The organism is Alcaligenes nematophilus, from assembly GCF_026344155.1.
Classification (GTDB): domain Bacteria; phylum Pseudomonadota; class Gammaproteobacteria; order Burkholderiales; family Burkholderiaceae_B; genus Alcaligenes; species Alcaligenes phenolicus.
This window is the reverse complement of record NZ_JAPKMZ010000004.1, coordinates 424,465-441,716: the sequence shown is the minus strand read 5'-3', so window position 1 is coordinate 441,716 and position 17,252 is coordinate 424,465. Positions and strand designations below refer to the sequence as shown.

22 protein-coding genes are annotated in these 17,252 nt (G+C 55.8%); 9 read left to right on the top strand and 13 right to left on the bottom strand.

Features of this window, described 5'->3' with window-relative positions; genetic code table 11:
* Window positions 1-7: 7 nt before the first annotated feature.
* From OSH04_RS13305 to OSH04_RS13295, 3 genes are read left to right on the top strand one after another with little or no spacing between them, the layout of a single operon-like run.
* Complete coding sequence (locus OSH04_RS13305; RefSeq protein ID WP_009459872.1) at window positions 8-232, top strand: twin-arginine translocase TatA/TatE family subunit; 225 nt, start codon at window positions 8-10, stop codon at window positions 230-232.
* Window positions 216-674, top strand: a complete 459-nt coding sequence (locus OSH04_RS13300; RefSeq protein ID WP_266108651.1) for a lysozyme — start codon at window positions 216-218, stop codon at window positions 672-674. The genes OSH04_RS13305 and OSH04_RS13300 overlap by 17 nt, the downstream gene beginning before the upstream one ends.
* Complete coding sequence (locus tag OSH04_RS13295; RefSeq protein WP_266108650.1) at window positions 653-1,129, top strand: DUF2514 family protein; 477 nt, start codon at window positions 653-655, stop codon at window positions 1,127-1,129. Before OSH04_RS13300 ends, OSH04_RS13295 begins: the two co-directional genes overlap by 22 nt.
* Window positions 1,130-1,174: 45 nt before the next feature.
* Here the strand turns inward: OSH04_RS13295 and OSH04_RS13290 are convergent, their stop codons facing one another.
* Window positions 1,175-1,705 (bottom strand): P-loop NTPase family protein, encoded by a 531-nt coding sequence (locus OSH04_RS13290; protein ID WP_009459867.1) that lies wholly within the window; start codon window positions 1,703-1,705, stop codon window positions 1,175-1,177.
* Between the two features lie 124 nt (window positions 1,706-1,829).
* On the opposite strand from OSH04_RS13290, the gene OSH04_RS13285 reads away from it, so the two are divergent.
* Together OSH04_RS13285 and OSH04_RS13280 are read left to right on the top strand one after the other, a co-directional pair.
* The gene (locus OSH04_RS13285; protein WP_266108649.1) at window positions 1,830-2,195 is read left to right on the top strand and encodes a YgiW/YdeI family stress tolerance OB fold protein; all 366 of its coding nucleotides are present in this window, start codon (window positions 1,830-1,832) and stop codon (window positions 2,193-2,195) included.
* 118 nt (window positions 2,196-2,313) lie between these two features.
* Window positions 2,314-2,658, top strand: a complete 345-nt coding sequence (locus tag OSH04_RS13280) for a DMT family protein (RefSeq protein ID WP_021446759.1) — start codon at window positions 2,314-2,316, stop codon at window positions 2,656-2,658.
* 340 nt (window positions 2,659-2,998) lie between these two features.
* Here OSH04_RS13280 and OSH04_RS13275 read toward each other — a convergent pair whose 3' ends face one another.
* Window positions 2,999-3,814: an META and DUF4377 domain-containing protein gene (locus OSH04_RS13275; protein ID WP_266108648.1), complete on the bottom strand. Its 816-nt coding sequence runs from the start codon at window positions 3,812-3,814 to the stop codon at window positions 2,999-3,001.
* A gap of 108 nt (window positions 3,815-3,922) precedes the next feature.
* A complete protein-coding gene (locus OSH04_RS13270) occupies window positions 3,923-4,630 on the bottom strand; it encodes a tellurite resistance TerB family protein (RefSeq protein WP_035268249.1) in 708 nt (235 codons plus the stop codon).
* A 210-nt stretch (window positions 4,631-4,840) separates the two neighbouring features.
* Here OSH04_RS13270 and OSH04_RS13265 point away from each other — a divergent pair, with 210 nt between their 5' ends.
* The gene (locus OSH04_RS13265) at window positions 4,841-5,992 is read left to right on the top strand and encodes an ABC transporter substrate-binding protein (RefSeq protein ID WP_026482930.1); all 1,152 of its coding nucleotides are present in this window, start codon (window positions 4,841-4,843) and stop codon (window positions 5,990-5,992) included.
* A gap of 88 nt (window positions 5,993-6,080) precedes the next feature.
* Here the strand turns inward: OSH04_RS13265 and OSH04_RS13260 are convergent, their stop codons facing one another.
* The 4 genes from OSH04_RS13260 to OSH04_RS13245 all read right to left on the bottom strand — a co-directional run bounded on the left by OSH04_RS13260 (window position 6,081) and on the right by OSH04_RS13245 (window position 9,331).
* Complete coding sequence (locus tag OSH04_RS13260) at window positions 6,081-6,347, bottom strand: DUF3892 domain-containing protein (protein WP_230940605.1); 267 nt, start codon at window positions 6,345-6,347, stop codon at window positions 6,081-6,083.
* An 87-nt stretch (window positions 6,348-6,434) separates the two neighbouring features.
* Complete coding sequence (locus OSH04_RS13255) at window positions 6,435-7,121, bottom strand: 3'-5' exonuclease (protein ID WP_009455576.1); 687 nt, start codon at window positions 7,119-7,121, stop codon at window positions 6,435-6,437.
* Between the two features lie 313 nt (window positions 7,122-7,434).
* Complete coding sequence (locus tag OSH04_RS13250) at window positions 7,435-8,883, bottom strand: GGDEF domain-containing protein (protein WP_060186022.1); 1,449 nt, start codon at window positions 8,881-8,883, stop codon at window positions 7,435-7,437.
* A 181-nt stretch (window positions 8,884-9,064) separates the two neighbouring features.
* Window positions 9,065-9,331: a hypothetical protein gene (locus OSH04_RS13245; protein WP_009455580.1), complete on the bottom strand. Its 267-nt coding sequence runs from the start codon at window positions 9,329-9,331 to the stop codon at window positions 9,065-9,067.
* A gap of 544 nt (window positions 9,332-9,875) precedes the next feature.
* Here OSH04_RS13245 and OSH04_RS13240 point away from each other — a divergent pair.
* Window positions 9,876-10,745 (top strand): MOSC domain-containing protein, encoded by an 870-nt coding sequence (locus tag OSH04_RS13240; protein ID WP_115635072.1) that lies wholly within the window; start codon window positions 9,876-9,878, stop codon window positions 10,743-10,745.
* An 18-nt stretch (window positions 10,746-10,763) separates the two neighbouring features.
* Here OSH04_RS13240 and OSH04_RS13235 read toward each other — a convergent pair whose 3' ends face one another.
* The gene (locus tag OSH04_RS13235) at window positions 10,764-11,225 is read right to left on the bottom strand and encodes an Lrp/AsnC family transcriptional regulator (protein ID WP_009455584.1); all 462 of its coding nucleotides are present in this window, start codon (window positions 11,223-11,225) and stop codon (window positions 10,764-10,766) included.
* Window positions 11,226-11,371: 146 nt separating this feature from the next.
* Between OSH04_RS13235 and metC the strand changes: the two genes are divergently transcribed.
* A complete protein-coding gene (gene metC, locus OSH04_RS13230; protein WP_266108647.1) occupies window positions 11,372-12,595 on the top strand; it encodes a cystathionine beta-lyase in 1,224 nt (407 codons plus the stop codon).
* Here metC and OSH04_RS13225 read toward each other — a convergent pair.
* From OSH04_RS13225 to OSH04_RS13210, 4 genes are all read right to left on the bottom strand, one after another.
* Window positions 12,575-13,048: a hypothetical protein gene (locus OSH04_RS13225; protein WP_009455589.1), complete on the bottom strand. Its 474-nt coding sequence runs from the start codon at window positions 13,046-13,048 to the stop codon at window positions 12,575-12,577. The two genes, metC and OSH04_RS13225, sit on opposite strands and share 21 nt — an antisense overlap.
* A 159-nt stretch (window positions 13,049-13,207) precedes the next feature.
* Window positions 13,208-13,621: an NUDIX hydrolase gene (locus OSH04_RS13220; RefSeq protein ID WP_035268238.1), complete on the bottom strand. Its 414-nt coding sequence runs from the start codon at window positions 13,619-13,621 to the stop codon at window positions 13,208-13,210.
* Window positions 13,622-13,667: 46 nt separating this feature from the next.
* The gene (locus OSH04_RS13215) at window positions 13,668-14,057 is read right to left on the bottom strand and encodes a YbaN family protein (protein WP_009455593.1); all 390 of its coding nucleotides are present in this window, start codon (window positions 14,055-14,057) and stop codon (window positions 13,668-13,670) included.
* Between the two features lie 2 nt (window positions 14,058-14,059).
* Window positions 14,060-14,650 carry a peroxidase-related enzyme gene (locus OSH04_RS13210; RefSeq protein ID WP_009455594.1) on the bottom strand — a complete coding sequence of 197 codons (591 nt, stop codon included), beginning with the start codon at window positions 14,648-14,650 and terminating at the stop codon, window positions 14,060-14,062.
* Window positions 14,651-14,827: 177 nt separating this feature from the next.
* Between OSH04_RS13210 and argG the strand changes: the two genes are divergently transcribed.
* The gene (gene argG / locus OSH04_RS13205) at window positions 14,828-16,162 is read left to right on the top strand and encodes an argininosuccinate synthase (protein ID WP_035268236.1); all 1,335 of its coding nucleotides are present in this window, start codon (window positions 14,828-14,830) and stop codon (window positions 16,160-16,162) included.
* 250 nt (window positions 16,163-16,412) lie between these two features.
* On the opposite strand, the gene OSH04_RS13200 is transcribed toward argG, so the two are convergent.
* Window positions 16,413-17,246, bottom strand: a complete 834-nt coding sequence (locus OSH04_RS13200; protein WP_266108646.1) for a phosphodiesterase — start codon at window positions 17,244-17,246, stop codon at window positions 16,413-16,415.
* Window positions 17,247-17,252: the final 6 nt, after the last annotated feature.

Below are 17,252 nucleotides of genomic sequence, written 5' to 3'. Positions count from 1 at the left end.
AGGGCCTGTGCTGAATAACGACGCCGCTCACCTACCCATAAGCACCGGCTCGGCCCTGCTTATTTATGGTTGGACGATGCAGGACTTTGTGCTGACTTTATGGGCGGCTTATGTGGTGATTTTGATTGTGACCAAGCTGCCGGACTTTACTCGTGCGGCCGCGCGGATTGTGGGCGGGATCCAGCGTGCCTGGCGCCAGCTCAAGGAGTGGAAGCATGGATCTGAAGACTAAGCTAGGTGCAGGGGTAGTCTCGGCGGCGATTGCTTTGGTTGCCGCCTGGGAAGGGCGCTCTTTGATCGCCTATGTGGACCCCGTAGGCATTCCGACTATCTGCGACGGCTACACACAAGGAGTCAAGCCGGGTGATATGGCCAGTCCGCAGCGTTGCGACGCCTTGACGGAGCAGGAGGTTCGTCGCGCTTTGAGTGTGGTGGATCGCTCCGTTAGCTATCCCTTGCCGGATGAGGTACGTGTGGCGCTGAGCAGCTTTGTTTACAACGTGGGGGCCGGGGCCTATGCCAATTCGACCTTGCTGCGCAAGCTACGGGCTCGGGATATAGCCGGTGCATGTCAGGAGCTGGATCGTTGGGTCTATGCCGGTGGCCGCAAGCTGCGGGGGCTGGAGCGGCGGCGTCAGGCCGAGAGGCAGTTATGTCTATCAAGTCTGCTTTAGCAGGGGCTGCTGTTTTGGCAGCCCTTTTTTTATGGGGAGCGCTGTATGGCCAGGGGCAGTATCGCAAAGGCTATGAGCTGGCCCAAGCCGAGACCAGGGCGGCGCAGTTGCAGGCCGAGGTCCGTGCGCGCTTGATGGAGCAACGATTACAAAAGGAGGTGGAGGATGTTCGAGTCACTTATCAAATGCAGCTGGATGCGGCTCAGCGTGTTGCTGTGGCTGCTCGCGCCGATCTTGACGGCTTGCGCAGCAAGCTCGCCGCCGCCAATGATCGTGTCGCCGCTCAGGCTGCCCGAGCCGGACATGCGCTGGATGCAAACGCCCGAATTGCCAGCCAGCTGCGCAACGTGGTCGGCCTGTGCGCAGAGCGATATACAGAGATGGCAGGAGTTGCTGATGGATACCGGAGCGCTTTAAGCGGTTTGCAGGGGTATGTGTTGGCCTTGAGGCAATAGGGCGCCACGGATGGAAACAGCCCAAGGAGTTAGCGCTTCGTGCGCTTAGCGTTGCAGGCCTTCGGTTTGATAAAACAGTTTCAGGTCGCGAGGGCTGCCTAGTCTGACTTTAGGCAAGGTGCTTGCCTCGAAAATGCTCAAGTACTTGTGGCGATTGGGCGGGGTCACGATGGCGATATGGCGGATCATTTGCCATTTCACACTATCTTTACCGCCTTCCAGGGCTCCACGACGGTTGCGCTCAAACAGGGTGCGCCGGAAGTAGCGCAGCAGGCTGGTAGCGGTGGAGACCTCTAGCACGATGAAACCTGTAGCGCGAGCCAGACGTGGGGCCAGGTGGCGCGTGTAGTTGCCTTCCATCACCCATTGTTCTTGCGCAATAGCTGCCTGGTGAAGCGCAACAAAATCTGCTTCGGGGCGTGGCACCCAGTTGCTATGCGGCAGGTGGTAGAGCTGATCCAGATGCACGGCCGGGATGGCCAGCTTGCGTGCGATCGCGTCAGCCAGGGTGGATTTACCGCTATTGGATGGGCCAAGAATGCAGATGCGGGGGCCTAAGTTCTCAAGAAGGGGCATGGTGCAGTGATGGTGTGATGTCGCGCTTGGTAACAAGGCAAGCCCAACACCGCCATTTTAATAAGAACGCTGATGATATCTGTTGTTATGGTTAAGTTTCAAGCCATGAACAACAGGAGTCATTATGTCTGCTTACGTTAAATTGCGCTCGGCCGTGGTGCTGGCTTTGTTATCAAGCGCGTTGTCGTTTCCTGCCCATGCCCAGTACACGGGCCCGTCGGAGATTGGTCAAACGACGGTTGCGGAGATCCTGAAAAATCCTGTCGATGATCAGGACGTGCGGGTGCAAGGTCATTTGCTACGTCAAACGGCCCACGACAAGTTTCTGTTCTCTGATGGCAGCGGGGAAATCGTGGCGGAGATCAAGGCTAAGCATTTTGCGGGTCAGACTCTGGATGAGAAAACCAGGGTGGAGCTGATTGGCGAAGTCGATACCAGTTCCAAGCGCCCGCCCGAAATTGAGGTGGATTTTTTGAAAGTTGTGGACTGATAGCCCTTGCTTGATGCCCCGTCTTTCTGCTGCCTGATTATCCCCATAGGCGCTGCTCAAATGTGACGCTACACTGGCCGGGTCGCGGTGCAGGCCGCTTTTTATTTTCGTGTCCAGAATGGCTAAGATCCTTCCCATCTTGATGTTGGTCGTCTCCAATGTGTTCATGACCATTGCCTGGTATGGGCACCTGAAATATCCCAATAGCCCCTTGCTGAAAGTCGTTCTGATCAGCTGGGGCATTGCTTTGGTGGAGTACTGCCTGGCGGTGCCGGCCAACCGTTTGGGGCACACCGTCTACAGTGCCGCGCAGCTAAAGACCATGCAGGAGGTCATTACCTTGCTGGTGTTCGTGGTGTTCTCGGTGTTGTATCTGAAAGAGAGCTTTACGCTGAATCACCTGCTTGGCTTCACACTGATTGGTGCCGGCGCGTTTTTTATTTTTTATGGGCCGCTGAAGTAAGAGCAAGCCTCATCACCGTTCAGGCATAAAAAAAAAGCCTCGCATGTCGCAAGGCCTGAAGCCGGATAAATAGGGAGGTGAAAAATGTTATCCGGTATTTCCATACTACGGATGGGCAGGCTTGCTGACTAGGTTCAAAGCATAGCAGTGAGTAACTATTTGTGGCTCCGAATGTGCTGTTTCTTATGGGGTTTAGAGGATCTGAACCCGGACAGTTTGCTTCCTGGCTCGAAAAAAATGTTCCTGAAATAAATAGCCCCAAAGTCGGAATCAACTCCAACCTTGGGGCTATGTGATCAGGTCGTCAGTGCAACAAGCGTGGACGACGTTGCTGCGTGAGTTACTTGCTGACTTGCTCGGACTCTACAACCATGTCCAGAACATCGGCCTTGGACGAGGCGTCTGCAGGCACGTTCTTCAGTTCGTAGCGGTTGATACGCAGCACGTTACGAACGCCAGGAGTATGGGTGTAGCCCTCGATGTCGCCGTAGTAGTACATCCAGTCACCCGTGTAGGTCTTGACGCCCGAATCGCTGTACTGGATCTCGCGTACCTTCAGGCACTGGTAGTTTGGAATCAGGGGGTGGGAGCACTTCTCTTTTTGTGCAGCCACTTCCAGGAACACACGGGTTGGCTCGCTGCCGTAACGGGTCGTTGCAGTAGGCTCACCTTTCAGGCGCCATTTGGTGCCGTCTTTAAAGTTCAGGGTCAGGACCGGTGCTGGATTATCCGGTGCGGAATCGGCCTTGGCCATGCTCCAGTCTGTCGCTGTAGGCAATAATTTGCCAACGGCTTGTTCGTTGCGCATCAACTCGGGGTCCGAGCACATTTTCAGGGTGCTGACTGGCGAGGTAAAGGTGATTTTGGAACCGCTGATGGTGTAGCCGCTGCCCAGGACATTACACAGATTGTCTACCGACATCATGGTGTCAGTGAAATTCAAGGTGACTTGCTCGCCGCCTGCGCCAGGTATGGCAGGGGCTGGCTGGCCGTCTTTGCCAGTAGTGGCAAACAGACGCCAGTGATAAGCCTGCAGAGAGGTTTCTTTATCCATTTGGCGCTCGGAAGTCACGGTGTTGCTGTTGTTTGGAGCCGCGCAAGCGGCCAGACCCATTAAGGCCAATGTACCAATCGTCAACTTGAGGGTGTTTTTCATGAGTGGTTTCCTTGATGAGTCGTGGGCTGCATTGGGGGTGTCAGCCCGGGGTTGAAAAATAAAACAATCAGAGTGCAGGGCGTTCTGGTAGAACGTTCCAGCCCCCGATCAAGCTTGGGGTAAAGCTTGGACTTGATTATCCAGACTTTCGCGCAAGGAGTTTGGCAAGGATAGTAAACGTGCCAGCTCGTCCAGATACGCGCGTTCCATATAGCTTTGCTCGTCAATGACGATGGCGCTGGTCAAGTAAATTTCGGCCGACATCTCGGGCGTTTGCGCCAATTGGGCGATGGCTTGCGGGTCAACCGGTTTGAGCAGTTCTTGTGACAGCCAGAGACGGGCTTGTTCGGGGGCGGCCATTTTGCTGATTTCCGCGTCAATCAATTCGCGCTCGGCATCACCGATATGGCCGTCTGCCTTGGCAGCGGAGACCAGAGCGGCCAGGATGACCATCGCATGGGTATCGGCCGGGCCGTTGGAAGCCAGCGGCAGCGGGGCGGCTGGGACCGCCTGCACGGGTGTTGGGGCCGCTTGCTGGCCCGCGTTTTGTTCCTGCCAGTTCTGATAGACCTTGATGGCCAGGGCACCCAAGGCAGCGGCTCCGCCGTACGCGGCCATGGAGCCGCCCATTTTGCGGAACTTCTTGTTGCCCAGCAGGACGCCCAGAACGCCGCCTACCACAGCGCCGCCACCAAAACCACCGGCTTGTTCACTGATCTTCTTACCCAGGCCGGAGGAGTTCAATTGGCCTTGACCTTGTTTTAGTGCGCTTTGGCCGCTTTGCAGAATTTGTTGCAGCATTTGCTGAAGTGACATGGGTTCGCTCTATGAAAGGTAAACAGTAGCTTCGTTATAAACTACTTTATTGTGTGTGCCCGCGTACAATTGTAAGCAGACCTGCCGGAGCAAATCGTTCAATAAGACGTGTGCGGCACGGGGAATTTGGTATCTTATGCCCAGATCAATCCATATAAGCGCGGCTGCGCTGATATCAAGGGGGGAAGGGCCTAACTGGCTCTGCACATTATGAAATTGACTCGAACTGCTTTCGCTTTGTCCGTTGTTCTGGCCGCTCTGGCCACACCGGCTCAATCACAGGTCAAGATTGGCGTGATCGCCTCGGCCACTGGACCGACCGCCGTGGTAGGTTTGCCGCAGCGCAATACCGTGCCTTTGCTGCCTACCAAGGTTGGCGATCTGACGGTTGAATATGTCTCCCTGGATGATGCCAGCGACCCGAACCAAACGGTGACGCTGTTCAAGAAAATGATTTCCGAGGACAAGATCGATGCCTTGATCGGGCCTACCGGCTCGCCCAATGCCATGAGTCTGATTCAATTTGCGGCCGATTCGGGCACGCCTGTGCTGGCGCCGGTGGGCGCGGCGTCCGTCGTGCTGCCCATGACCGAGCAAAAGAAATGGGTCTTTAAAACGACCCAGAACGACGACATTATTGCTCAGGCCCTGGTCAAGCATATGGTCGATACCGGCGTGAAAACAGCCGGTTTCCTGGGCTTTAACGATGCCTATGGCGAGAGCTGGTTGACCGTGTTCAAGGAACTGGCCGAGGCGAACAATATCAAGATTGTGGCCACCGAGCGTTATGTGCGTTCCGATACCTCGGTAACAGGCCAGGCCTTGAAGATTTACGCGGCCAAACCAGATGTGGTCCTGGTAGCCGGCACTGGCGCTGCGGCTGTTCTGCCGCAAGTGACGCTGGTTAAGCAAGGTTACAAAGGGCAAATTTACCAAACTCATGGTGCTGCGCTGCCTGCGTTCTTGAGCCTGGGTGGCGAGCAGGTTGAAGGCACTATTCTGGCGGCCAGCCTGATGTTGGTCTTGCCTGAAATTGCCGATAGCAATCCGTCCAAGCCTATCGCGCAGGACTACATCCAGCGCTATACCGAGCGTTATGGTCAGGCTCCCGCTACATTTGGTGCCAACGTGTACGACGCTGGTCTTTTGCTGGAAAAGGCAATTCCTGAGGCGGCTACCAAGGCCAAACCCGGAACGCCGGAGTTCCGTTCGGCTTTGCGTGATGCGCTGGAGCAAACCCGTGATCTGGTGGCTACCCAAGGTGTGTATACCATGTCGCCCGAAGACCATAGCGGCTTTGACGAGCGTGGTCGCGAGCTGATTACGGTACGTAATGGCCAATGGCACTTGCTCAAGCCTTAAACAGGTTTTAAGGCAGGCATGGAAAAACGCGGCCTTGAGCCGCGTTTTCTGTTTTCCGTAATTGGAAGTGGAGGGAGGACCGGCCTGCTTAACCGGCCTGGCTGGGAAGGCTGAGCAAAATATGAGGCTCTTCAACTTCAAGCTCAGTTTTCAGGTACTTGGCACCAAAACGGCTGAGCGCCACGATCAGTTTGGCGGGAATGCCATCCAGAAGAATGTAATAGTCCTCCTGGCCCTGCTCAATTTGCTGGACCACATCCGGTTGAGAGCGTTGCCAGCCTGCGCCTCCAAGATGGGTGATTCGTTCGTAAGGGTCCCGACGCATATCTTTCGTGACGTATGCAACCTCGATCATTTGCCACCTCATGAAGTTCTTGTTGGGACCTTCATCATTGGGCATATGATGGCTGACAGCCATTAGGGATTTTACGAACCTTGAGGTTTAGACCTTCAAGGCCTTGACCAGATAGGGGTCCAGGTCTGGTTGACGCAGCAACCAGTTCTTGTAGTCCTGTGGTACATCGGCAATGGCCATGCCCTTGTGTTTGCCAAAGTGCAAAATGGTGGGAATCCGGGCGTGCTCGGAGAGCTGCCACAACTGTTCCCAGGTATTGATGTTTTGTGTCAGGCCCAGCAAGTATTGCAGGAGTGCCAGGCAATTGCGTACATCGGCCAAGGCGCTGTGCGCATTGCGCAGGCGCTCGCGGGCGTTGGCGCGATCAATGTGATAGATCAGGGCGGACTGGCTGTAGCTGTCCAGGCCTGGAATCAAGTGCCGGGCCAAGGCCAGAGTACAAATCCGCTTGATATTGGGCGAACCGGCCACGCCCCAGTCGTAGTCCACGTTATGGCCAATGATGTATTGGGTGTCGGCAGGCAGCTTGAACTCGGTATGCGACGGGCAGTCTTGCAGCTCTTCGTCGTAAATGTGGTGGGTGGCCAGCGCACCCAGAGAATTGGCTTCATCAGGCCGGTAGCGTTGCTCGAATTCTTCATTGACCAGCAAGAAGACAGGGTCGCTTAAACGCAGCCAGGCTGCCTCGATGACTTGAGGTTTGGCAGTGCCGGTGGTTTCAGTATCAAACAGCAGGGCAGACATACGGGAATCGCTAACAGACAAAGCCGTCATGGTAGTGCATGTGCCCCGCTTTGCCTATACGGGTTTCAGGCGAAAGCCTTCGGGAACGCCCCAGCGATTAGTGCGTAGCAGCCAGTGCGTCTGGCAGCTCAGGCAGCGGTACTGGGTCTCATGAGCCCCGTCAGGAGAGGGAGGATGCTGTCCCAGTAAACGCAAGTCAGCATGCGCTTGGCTAGTACTTAATCCCTGTGGCAAGGTCAAACACGCTTGGCACAAGGGCGAGCCGTAAACTGACGCCATATCACCGCTCCCTGATGTTTTGTTTCGTATTGACACATCAGTATCGGTTTGCTTACGGATAGCGTCAAGTCTTCGTTTTTGGTTCGGGGAAATGATAGGAAAAACTCTGATCCCGACCGGCACGTTTTGCCTCGTACAAGGCCGTGTCGGCCTGACGAAGCAGAGCATGCAGATCCAGCGTGGAGGCTTCCAGAGTTGCGATACCCAGGCTGGCCGTCATGGTCAGTTGCTGCTCGTTATCCAGGGCCAGGGGCCGCAGGGCAATACTTTTGCGGACACGCTCGGCCACGGCATGGGCTTGGGTGGCGCTGCAGTCGGGCAGCAAGATGCCAAACTCCTCGCCACCCAATCGACCGCACAAGTCTGTATCGCGCAAAGCCAGGGAAATACGCTGGGTGATGGCGCTCAGGGCCAGGTCACCGACATGGTGGCCGTGGGTGTCGTTAATGGGTTTGAAGTGGTCGATGTCCAGAACAATGACGCTGACAGGAACGTGCCGTAGGCGACATTGAGTCAGCATGGTCTGGCTTTGCTGATAAAAGGCCTGCTTGTTGAGCAAACCGGTCAAGGCATCGTGGTGAGCCAGCCGCTGGAGCTTTTCCACTGCCAGATTACGGGCTGAGATCAAGCTGGCACTGGTAATGGAGGCGAGTGCAATGGAGGCAATGCCGATGCGCAGCGACAGCAGATCCAGTGAGGTATATAGCTGGCTGGGCAGGAAGTAGACCGGCTGGCTCAGGGCAAACAGTGTCCAGAGCACATAGAACAAGGTCAACAAGGTAGTGGAAAAGAGCGAGTAGCTCAGGGCGCACCACAATAAGGGCAGGACGGGAAACGCCAGGGAGCCGGGGCCGTCAATCAGCAAACTCAACAAGCTGGTCAGTAATAAGGACAGGGCGGGTGCCAACTGGGCCAGACTCATCAAATGGGGCTCGTTCCAGTACTCCATGAAACGGCGTATGGGGCGGGCCGGGGCAGTCAGGATGACGGGCAAAATAGCGGTGTAGGAGATCATGCCGGTCAGCATCCAGGACAGGATGGCCAGCGACAAGGCTTGAGAGGTATGCAAAGACAGGGCAATGCCGCCTAGCAGGGCGGAAAGGATACAGGCCAGTCCGTAGTAGGCGGCCAGGGTCAGCATGGCCTGAGGGCGGCGCAAGGACAGGTCCAGCAGCGGATTGCGGGTGATCAGCCAGTATGCCAGCCCGACGCCACTGACATTGGCCAAGGTTAGCAAAAGGGCGATAGGCAGGGGGTTGCGGGCGATCAGTTCGGCGCACAGATAGGCCAGAACAACAATGACCCAGTTAAGAAACTGGCTGGCCCAATCCGGGCGACGAATGAACAGGCCCAGCAGCACGGCCTCGGCAGGCCAGAAGATGGTCAGGGCGTCGTAATGGCGCAGCTTGGTCCCCAGCAGGGTCAGGATCAAGACCAGGCTGAACAGGAAAAAACGGGAGAGATAGGAATAGCGCCGCGGCGGGCGCAAGCAGGAAGCCTGCTTTGATTTCATATCCGTTGCCATAGGAGCGCACGCTCGTCGTGGACGCTTTACAGCGTCGGATAAGTTTCAAGCCGCCACTATTTTAGGATGAAAGCAGGAATATTTCTTGCAAATTGTAATTATATGTTTGTAAATGAAATTAATACGGGGAATTGGGTTGGGTTCCCCGTATTAATTGGCAGGCAAAGCCTTAGTTCAAGGCTGGCAAAGGGTGGCGTGGAGCCACGTGATGCACGTCCTGCAGGCGGAAACGGAAACGCACGTTGGCGTCCTGGTTCTGCGCGTCTGCCGTATAGGTGGTGCAGCCGTGTACAGGCGAGCTGAAAATCACGGTACCCGCCATGCGAGGCCCGTTCTTGGGTTGCAAGTAAACGGTATCGCCAATGCGAATATCGGTCTTGTTCAAGGCAATATGCTCAGGGCGCGATACCAAACCGGTTGGATAGATATTTTTCATAATTTTTTTCCTTATCGTGTGGCGTCATTACATCGTTTTTTTATTGAGATTTGATGACACCATGATGGATCGGTCTCCACACGGAGGCCAAGCCATTGCTATTTCAATGTAGAGCCGCGCTGGTCGAACAAATGTCAGGCAGACGTGCTCTGTGGCAGCATGGACAGCGCCTTATTCGTTTGCCAAGCAAATGGACGGAGCGAGTCCGCTACGATGCAAAAAATAAGTCTGGATGTGGCTGTCGTCGCCGTGGTGAATGAATACCCGCATGTTTGGGGACATGCCAGAAGGTCAAAGGGACCTGTTTTGCGTGGGTACATTCAAAAAAATGTTGATCGCACTTTCTTGATGTAATGGTATGTTGGTGCAATCAACCAACTATTAACTCATAGCTTTGCGCTGTTGTCAAGCATTGGTGCGAAATAGATTTTCAGAGTCGATGTTTCTGATCCACTTCTTTGCAATCAGTCTCCAAAGCAGGGGCAGGCAGGCGCTCAGCCTGTTTTAGAATAAGTCCCTTAACTTGCCTTTTCTGTTGCGACTCATGATTACCATCACTGGCCTTTTTACCCATCCCATCAAATCCTGTGCCGCCCAGGCCCATCCACAGGGCGTGGAGGTCAGCGTTGCGGGCCTGGCCTTTGACCGAGAGTGGGTTGTTGTTGACCAACAGGGCGTATTCATGACGCAGCGTCGCTGGCCGCGCATGGCCTTGATTCAGCCAGTGGTGCAGGACGGGCAGATTACTGTGCAAGCGCCTGGTATGGATCCGTTGTCCTGGTCTCTGGATGCCCCGGCAGGGGATAACGTCGCTGTGTCCGTGCGTATCTGGAGTTCAGATACCTTGGGCCGGGACGAGGGCGATCAGGTCGCGCAATGGTTTAGCGACTTTTTGCAGACTCCTTGCCGGGTGTTGCGTAACCATAGCCGCGCCAGGCGTTATGTATTGACCGAACGTGTGCGTCCCTGGGAAGAAAAGTCCCAGGGCTGGCGTCAGATTGGTGATCAGATCAACGGTTTTGGTTTTGCAGATGCGCTGCCTTTTCTGTTTACCAATGAGGCGTCCCTGGAAGAGCTGAACCGCCTGGTGCAACAGTCAGGTGAGCAGGCTGTGCCCATGAATCGTTTCCGCGCGAATGTGGTTTTTGAAGGCTTGCCTGCGTACGAAGAGGACTATGTGCTGGGTGTCAGCAGTGAAGGCTTGAGCTTTGCTTTTATCCGCCCCTGTACTCGTTGCCCTATGCCCAATGTGAATCAGCTGACAGCGGATGTGGGTACTCAACCCGGCCTGGCCTTGGCACAAAGCCGTCAGTTCCCGCAAGGGACCTTGTTTGGCATGCAGGCCATGCTGGTTGAATCCAAACCTCAGAGACTGAGTATCGGCCAGACGCTGGATGTGGAATACAGCTTTTAAACCTTGAACCACACTGGGTCAGGCGTAGTCCAGGGGCAGACGGGTCGTGAACTTGATCTGCTCCATGGCGAAACTGGAGCTGACGTCGGTCAGCTCTATTTCCGAGATCAGGCGCTGGTAAACACGGTCAAAGCTTTTGATGTCAGGCACAACCACGCGCAGCAAATAGTCGGTATCGCCGCTCATGCGATAGAACTCCACAATTTGCGGGATCGCCTCCACCACGGCCGAAAACTGGCTGTACCACTGTTTGTTGTGCTGATTGGTCTTGATGGCCACAAACACCGTCACCCCGACATTCAGCTTTTCAGAGCTGAGCAAAGCCACCCGTTTTTCGATATAGCCTTCCTGCTCCAGGCGCTGTATGCGTCGCCAGCAGGGTGTGCTGGACAAACCCACCCGATCGGCAATTTCCTGAATGGCCAAGGTGGCATCGTTTTGGAGGATCTCCAGAATGTGCTTGTCGAATTTATCCAGCATAAAAATAATTTCCCAATAATCTTGCTGATTGTAGGTTTTTATTCCCCGAATTCTGCCTACAGTAGCGTGAAAACGCAATAATTGCCCTTGGGCTCTTGCGTAGACTGTTTCCATTCATCTCTAGCGATCAGGATCAGGAAAACAGCATGCAGGACTGCAATTATCAACATACCCGTTTGACCCATGTAGGACGGGACACCAGCGTGTCGGCTGGTTTTGTGAATGTACCCGTTTGTCGCGGCTCCACGATCCTGGCCGACAATCTGGAGCAATGGGCGCAGCGCAAGGAGCCTGACAATCCCTACGCGTCTTATGGCCGTTTCACCAATCCCACCTTGCAAGCCTTGACGCAGGCCGTGGCCGAGCTGGAAGGCGGTTTTCAGGCCAGCTTGTTTCCCTCTGGATTGGCGGCCTGTACTCATGCCTTGTTGGGCATGTTGGAAGTTGGAGATCATTTGCTGATACCGGATTCAGTCTATGGACCGGTACGCGCGTTTGCCCAGCAGGTGCTGGCCAGCCGCATGGGTATTCAGGTGCAGTTTTACGAGCCGTCTGTGGGGGAGGGCATGGCCAGCCTGATTCGTCCCAATACCAAGGTGGTGTACGTAGAGTCGCCCGGTTCGGCCACTTTCGAGATTCAGGATATTCCTGCGATTGCTCGCTGCGCACATGCGGTGGGGGCGTATGTGCTCTTGGACAATACCTGGGCTACTCCCTTGTTCTTCCAGCCCTTCGAGCATGGTGTGGACGTATCCATTCAGGCGGCCACCAAGTATCTGACCGGGCATTCCGATGCCTTGCTGGGAATTGCCACCGCGAATGAGCGTGCCTGGCCGTTGCTGCGCCGTGCTGCACATGATTTTGGTCAGACAGCCGGTCCTGACGATGCCTTTTTGGCGCTGCGCGGCATGCGTACTTTAGGTGTGCGTTTGCGTCAGCACCAAGCCAGTGCTTTGCAGATTGCCCGTTTTCTGGAGAATCATCCGCAGGTTCAGCGGGTGTTGCATCCGGCATTGGAATCGCATCCCGGTCATGCCATCTGGAAGCGGGATTTCACCGGCTCTACCGGCTTGTTTGGCCTTGTGCTGGAACCCTTGAGCGAAGCGCAGTTATCCTGCTTTTTCAAGACCTTGCGCCTGTTTGGCATCGGTCTGTCCTGGGGGGGCTTCGAGAGTCTGGCTCTACCCATGGATATGCCCAAACGCAATGGGAAAGCCTTGTTCGGGGAAGGGCAGTTATTGCGTTTGCATGTGGGGTTGGAAGAGCCCCAGCACTTGCAGCAAGACCTGGAACAGGCTTTGGACGCGGCTTATGCGCTCAACACGTCCAGAAGCACAAGTGGGCTGCGTTTAGTTGCCCAGCAGGCTTAACTGCTGGTTTTCCTGCCTGGCGATCAGGCGACGCGTCTGTTCTTCACTGATGTCCAGGCTGGGATCATCCAAAGAAGGTTGAGCGGGGCTGGAGATGCTTTCTGCAATCCGGTTCCAGCGCAGTCCCAGTTTGCTGGGTTTGGCCGGGCGGCGACGGCTGCGCGGGGCGGTTTCGTGCTGGTCAGGCGAGTACTGGGTCAGATCAAACTGGCCTGTGACGATACCCACTTGCTTGAGCAGAACCATGGCCTGTAAGGGGCTCTTGAAACTGCGCGGATCTTTGCTGCGGGCTGTAACCAGCACGGCCTGACCGGCACGCGTGGCCACTTGTACAAAAAAATGATTGCCTTGTCCTTTGATGGACACACCTAAAATCCCCCCGGCTTGCGTGGCGGCACGCAGCTGCTGCAGGGTAAAGGTGACGATTGCGCCTTGACAGGGCAAAGAGGACATAAATTAGCGCTCAATAAAGAAAGCCCGCCGTTGCGGGCTGGTCGGGCAAATAGCTGCGTCCCCACAAGAGGGGGACTCAAGGGCGACATTATGCCAAAAAATAGGCGGTTCGTGGCTTGGACGGCACAAGGCTGAAGGAAGTCTTGTGCGGGCTGGCACTCAGGCGGCGGCCTGGGCGCACAGGCGCGGCAGAATGTGATTAGCCAGCAAGGGGGCTAGCGTCAGCGAACGGATTTCCTGCGGGCTGACCCAGCGCGCTTCTTCCAGCTCGGCGGCGGCCTGGATTTCCCGGTTTACCGTCAAAGTGAAAACGTGGGCGTGAACCACGTGGCCAGGTTCATTGGCGGCGGGGCTTTCAAAGTATGCTTCGTAGCGGGCAGAGGCGGTTTCTTCCGCTGTCAGGCCCAGCTCTTCGTCCAGTTCGCGTTGCAGGGCTTGCAAGGGCGTTTCACCTGCTTCCAGCTTGCCACCTGCCTGCATGTAATAGGCGCTGCCACGTTTGCGGACCAGGAGAATTTGGCCTTCAGAGTTGGTGATGTAGGCGGCAGCCAGCAAGATGACAGGATTGGACATAGGTGTTTCAAGCAAAAAGGGTCAAGCCAGGATCGGTTCAAGCAGGCTATTTTTGCACAGGCTCGGAAGGGGTGTCATCCAGGGTTTTGGCACGCAGCAAATAGCGGGTGGCGAAAATGCCTGGAATCAAGAGTCCGAGTCGATACCAGCCCAGGTGACTGGTCAGCCAGGCCGAGACGGCCAGCGACAGCCACAACATGATCAGCGCCCGGCGTTTGGCCTGGCGGGTCAAGCCCTGGCCGTTCTCCCAATTGCGCAGGTATGGGCCCAGATGGCGTTGATCCAGCAGCCATTGATGAAAGCGGGGGGAGCTACGGGAAAAGCACCACGCGGCCAATAGTACAAATGGCGTGGTAGGCAGCAAGGGTAAAACAGCGCCGGCAATCGCCAGCGCCACACAAATCCACCCGGCAAACAACAGGGCGTAACGCATCATGTTTAGCGGGGAACGCGTCCCAGCATATAGAACTCGTCATTGCAGCGCATGGACATGAAGTTGGCCATGCGGTTACTCAGACCAAAAAAGGCACTGATACCGGCAATATCCCAGGCGTCCTCGTCGCTGAAACCGTGCTCGTGCAGGGCCTGGAAGTCGGCGTCTTCAATCTCCTGAGCGTTTTGCGAGACTTTCATGGCAAAGCTCAGCATGGCTTTTTGGCGTGCCGGAATATCGGCCTTGCGCCAGTTCACGGCAACCTGGTCTGCCACCAGCGGATTCTTGGCGCGGATGCGCAAGATGGCACCGTGGGCAATCACGCAGTAATGACACTGATTGGCGGCGGAGGTGGCCACCACAATCATTTCCCGGTCTGCATGGCTCAAACCACTGGGCTTTTCCATCAGCGCGTCGTGATAGGCAAAAAAAGCGCGGAATTCGTCAGGACGGTGGGCCAGAGCCAGAAACACATTCGGAATAAAACCGGATTTTTCCTGCACGGCTTCAATTCGACTGCGAATATCCTCGGGCATTTCGGCCAGCGTGGGGACGGGATAACGGCTGATAGCGGGTTGAGCGTGGGTCTCGGGCATGGCTTGTCTCCAGGTAAAAATGGATGTTCTAGTTCATCGAGTAATTAAATCCAGCTACGCAAAGGTGTCCAGGGTCGGTCAAGACGATATAATGACATATTGATCCTGCCGCGGGCAGGGCTCTACAAGAGAGCCTTACGGGCGGAACTGTACTTGCACACCACTACTGACGCGATAATGACAACCATCCTTGAATCTCTTCCAGTCGGCCAGAAGGTCGGCATTGCCTTTTCCGGTGGCCTGGACACCAGCGCTGCACTTTTGTGGATGCGCAACAAGGGCGCGATCCCTTACGCATACACCGCGAACCTGGGTCAGCCTGACGAACCCGATTACGATGCGATTCCCCGCAAGGCCAAGGAATACGGTGCCACGCTGGCCCGTCTGGTGGACTGCCGTCAGCAACTGGTGGCTGAAGGGATTGCCGCCTTGCAGTGCAACGCCTTTCACATCACCACCGGCGGTGTCACTTACTTCAACACCACGCCTATTGGTCGTGCTGTAACCGGCACCATGCTGGTTGCTGCCATGAAAGAAGACGACGTCCATATCTGGGGCGACGGCAGCACCTACAAGGGCAATGACATCGAGCGTTTCTACCGCTACGGTTTGTTGACCAACCCAGAACTGAAGATTTACAAACCTTGGCTGGACCAGACCTTCATTGACGAGCTGGGCGGCCGCGCCGAGATGTCCGAGTACATGCAGGAAAACGGCTTCGACTACAAGATGTCGGCCGAAAAAGCCTACTCCACCGACTCCAACATGCTGGGCGCCACACACGAAGCCAAGGATCTGGAGTACCTGAACGCCGGTATCAATATCGTCAAACCCATCATGGGCGTGGCTTTCTGGCGTGACGATGTGGCCGTGGCTGCTGAAGAAGTGCGTGTGCGCTTTGAAGAAGGTCAGCCTGTCGCCCTGAACGGCGTGGAATTCTCCGACCCTGTGGAACTGATGCTGGAAGCCAACCGCATCGGTGGCCGTCATGGTCTGGGCATGAGCGATCAGATCGAAAACCGCATCATCGAAGCCAAGAGCCGTGGCATTTACGAAGCCCCCGGCATGGCCTTGCTGCACATTGCTTACGAGCGTCTGGTCACCGGCATCCACAACGAAGACACCATCGAACAGTACCGCATCAATGGTTTGCGTCTGGGCCGTCTGCTGTACCAAGGCCGCTGGTTTGACCCACAAGCCATCATGCTGCGTGAAACCGCCCAGCGCTGGGTGGCTCGTGCCGTAACTGGCGAAGTGACACTGGAACTGCGCCGCGGTAACGACTACTCCATTCTGGACACCGTCTCGCCTAACCTGACTTACAAGGCCGAGCGTCTGAGCATGGAAAAAGTGGACAGCATGTTCTCGCCACGCGACCGTATCGGTCAGCTGACCATGCGTAACCTGGACATCGTGGACACCCGCGACAAGCTGTTCACCTACACCCAGGCTGGCCTGTTGGCTCCTGCCGCTGGTTCGGCTGTACCTCAGCTGAAAGACAGCAAGAAGTAAGACATGGCTTGCAGATCGGGGTGTCTCTGAGCAGCCCATGATCTGAAGCAGCAGTATCAAAACACCCCAATATCGGTTGAATCCGATATTGGGGTGTTTTGTATGGGGTGGGCCTAGCGTTCTTGAACGGCTTTGCTTAATGCTGTCAGCGTTTGCTACTGCCTTGAGCTAGCAAAGAGGGACCTATAGTCAACTTTGCTTGACGAGACCATCAAGGCCAAGCAGCCGTTGGTGTATGCCGTACATCCAATCAGTCGATCAGTTTCCCGCTTGGCTCATGGAAGGCGAAGGGGCCGTCGAATTGGCCGACGGTGGCAGTATGGGTCACGATCTGGCCAAGGCTGTCCAGCGCATGAACGGCATAGCCGGGTGGTTCCAGTGTCCAAGCCGATGCTGCATTTTCAGCCAGATCCAGACAGACTTGATGCGCCACCGATGGGGCGGTGCTGGCAATGGTGCCGCCAAAACGGATCTGGATATTGCGATGCAAATGCCCGCTGATCACACGTTCGATATTGCTGTGTCGGCGCACAATCGCTTCCAGTTGTTCCGCTCCTTGCAGCAGGCCTATCTTGTCCATATGGCCGATCAAGGTGTTGAAAGGAGGGTGATGCAGGGCAATGATGGTAGGGCGCTCAGGCTGTTGGGCCAACTCGGTACGTAACCAGTCCAGTTGTTCCTGATCCAGACTGCCCGCGCTGGCTCCCAATACCGCACTGTCCAGGGCCAGCAGTCTAAGCTCTCCAATGTCCACGCTGTAGCAAACGGGCCCGGCCTTACCCAGATAGGTATGTTCGGGAAAGCTCTCGCGCAGTTGCTGGCGGTCATCATGGTTGCCCGGCAACAAATACACCGGGATGGAGCCCAGCGGTGCCAGCAAGCGGCGCAAGTGCGCATATTCCTGTGGTCGACCAAAGTCGGTCAGATCGCCCGTCAACACCAGGGCATCCGGTTTCTGTGGCAGGGCTAGAGCGTGGTTGATGGCGTCCTGCAGATAGAGTGCGGTATTCAGACGGCCATAAGCCAGCCGACCTTCTTCCCGAATATGCGGGTCCGTCATTTGAATCAGTAATGTTTTCAGCATCGTTAT

Coding starts and splice junctions, on each gene's coding strand:
- OSH04_RS13300 (WP_266108651.1), top strand. CDS start 216: ATGGATCTGAAGACTAAGCTAGGTGCAGGGGTAGTCTCGGCGGCGATT.
- OSH04_RS13295 (WP_266108650.1), top strand. CDS start 653: ATGTCTATCAAGTCTGCTTTAGCAGGGGCTGCTGTTTTGGCAGCCCTT.
- OSH04_RS13290 (WP_009459867.1), bottom strand. CDS start 1,705: ATGCCCCTTCTTGAGAACTTAGGCCCCCGCATCTGCATTCTTGGCCCA.
- OSH04_RS13285 (WP_266108649.1), top strand. CDS start 1,830: ATGTCTGCTTACGTTAAATTGCGCTCGGCCGTGGTGCTGGCTTTGTTA.
- OSH04_RS13280 (WP_021446759.1), top strand. CDS start 2,314: ATGGCTAAGATCCTTCCCATCTTGATGTTGGTCGTCTCCAATGTGTTC.
- OSH04_RS13275 (WP_266108648.1), bottom strand. CDS start 3,814: ATGAAAAACACCCTCAAGTTGACGATTGGTACATTGGCCTTAATGGGT.
- OSH04_RS13270 (WP_035268249.1), bottom strand. CDS start 4,630: ATGTCACTTCAGCAAATGCTGCAACAAATTCTGCAAAGCGGCCAAAGC.
- OSH04_RS13265 (WP_026482930.1), top strand. CDS start 4,841: ATGAAATTGACTCGAACTGCTTTCGCTTTGTCCGTTGTTCTGGCCGCT.
- OSH04_RS13260 (WP_230940605.1), bottom strand. CDS start 6,347: ATGATCGAGGTTGCATACGTCACGAAAGATATGCGTCGGGACCCTTAC.
- OSH04_RS13255 (WP_009455576.1), bottom strand. CDS start 7,121: ATGACGGCTTTGTCTGTTAGCGATTCCCGTATGTCTGCCCTGCTGTTT.
- OSH04_RS13250 (WP_060186022.1), bottom strand. CDS start 8,883: ATGAAATCAAAGCAGGCTTCCTGCTTGCGCCCGCCGCGGCGCTATTCC.
- OSH04_RS13245 (WP_009455580.1), bottom strand. CDS start 9,331: ATGAAAAATATCTATCCAACCGGTTTGGTATCGCGCCCTGAGCATATT.
- OSH04_RS13240 (WP_115635072.1), top strand. CDS start 9,876: ATGATTACCATCACTGGCCTTTTTACCCATCCCATCAAATCCTGTGCC.
- OSH04_RS13235 (WP_009455584.1), bottom strand. CDS start 11,225: ATGCTGGATAAATTCGACAAGCACATTCTGGAGATCCTCCAAAACGAT.
- metC (WP_266108647.1), top strand. CDS start 11,372: ATGCAGGACTGCAATTATCAACATACCCGTTTGACCCATGTAGGACGG.
- OSH04_RS13225 (WP_009455589.1), bottom strand. CDS start 13,048: ATGTCCTCTTTGCCCTGTCAAGGCGCAATCGTCACCTTTACCCTGCAG.
- OSH04_RS13220 (WP_035268238.1), bottom strand. CDS start 13,621: ATGTCCAATCCTGTCATCTTGCTGGCTGCCGCCTACATCACCAACTCT.
- OSH04_RS13215 (WP_009455593.1), bottom strand. CDS start 14,057: ATGATGCGTTACGCCCTGTTGTTTGCCGGGTGGATTTGTGTGGCGCTG.
- OSH04_RS13210 (WP_009455594.1), bottom strand. CDS start 14,650: ATGCCCGAGACCCACGCTCAACCCGCTATCAGCCGTTATCCCGTCCCC.
- argG (WP_035268236.1), top strand. CDS start 14,828: ATGACAACCATCCTTGAATCTCTTCCAGTCGGCCAGAAGGTCGGCATT.
- OSH04_RS13200 (WP_266108646.1), bottom strand. CDS start 17,246: ATGCTGAAAACATTACTGATTCAAATGACGGACCCGCATATTCGGGAA.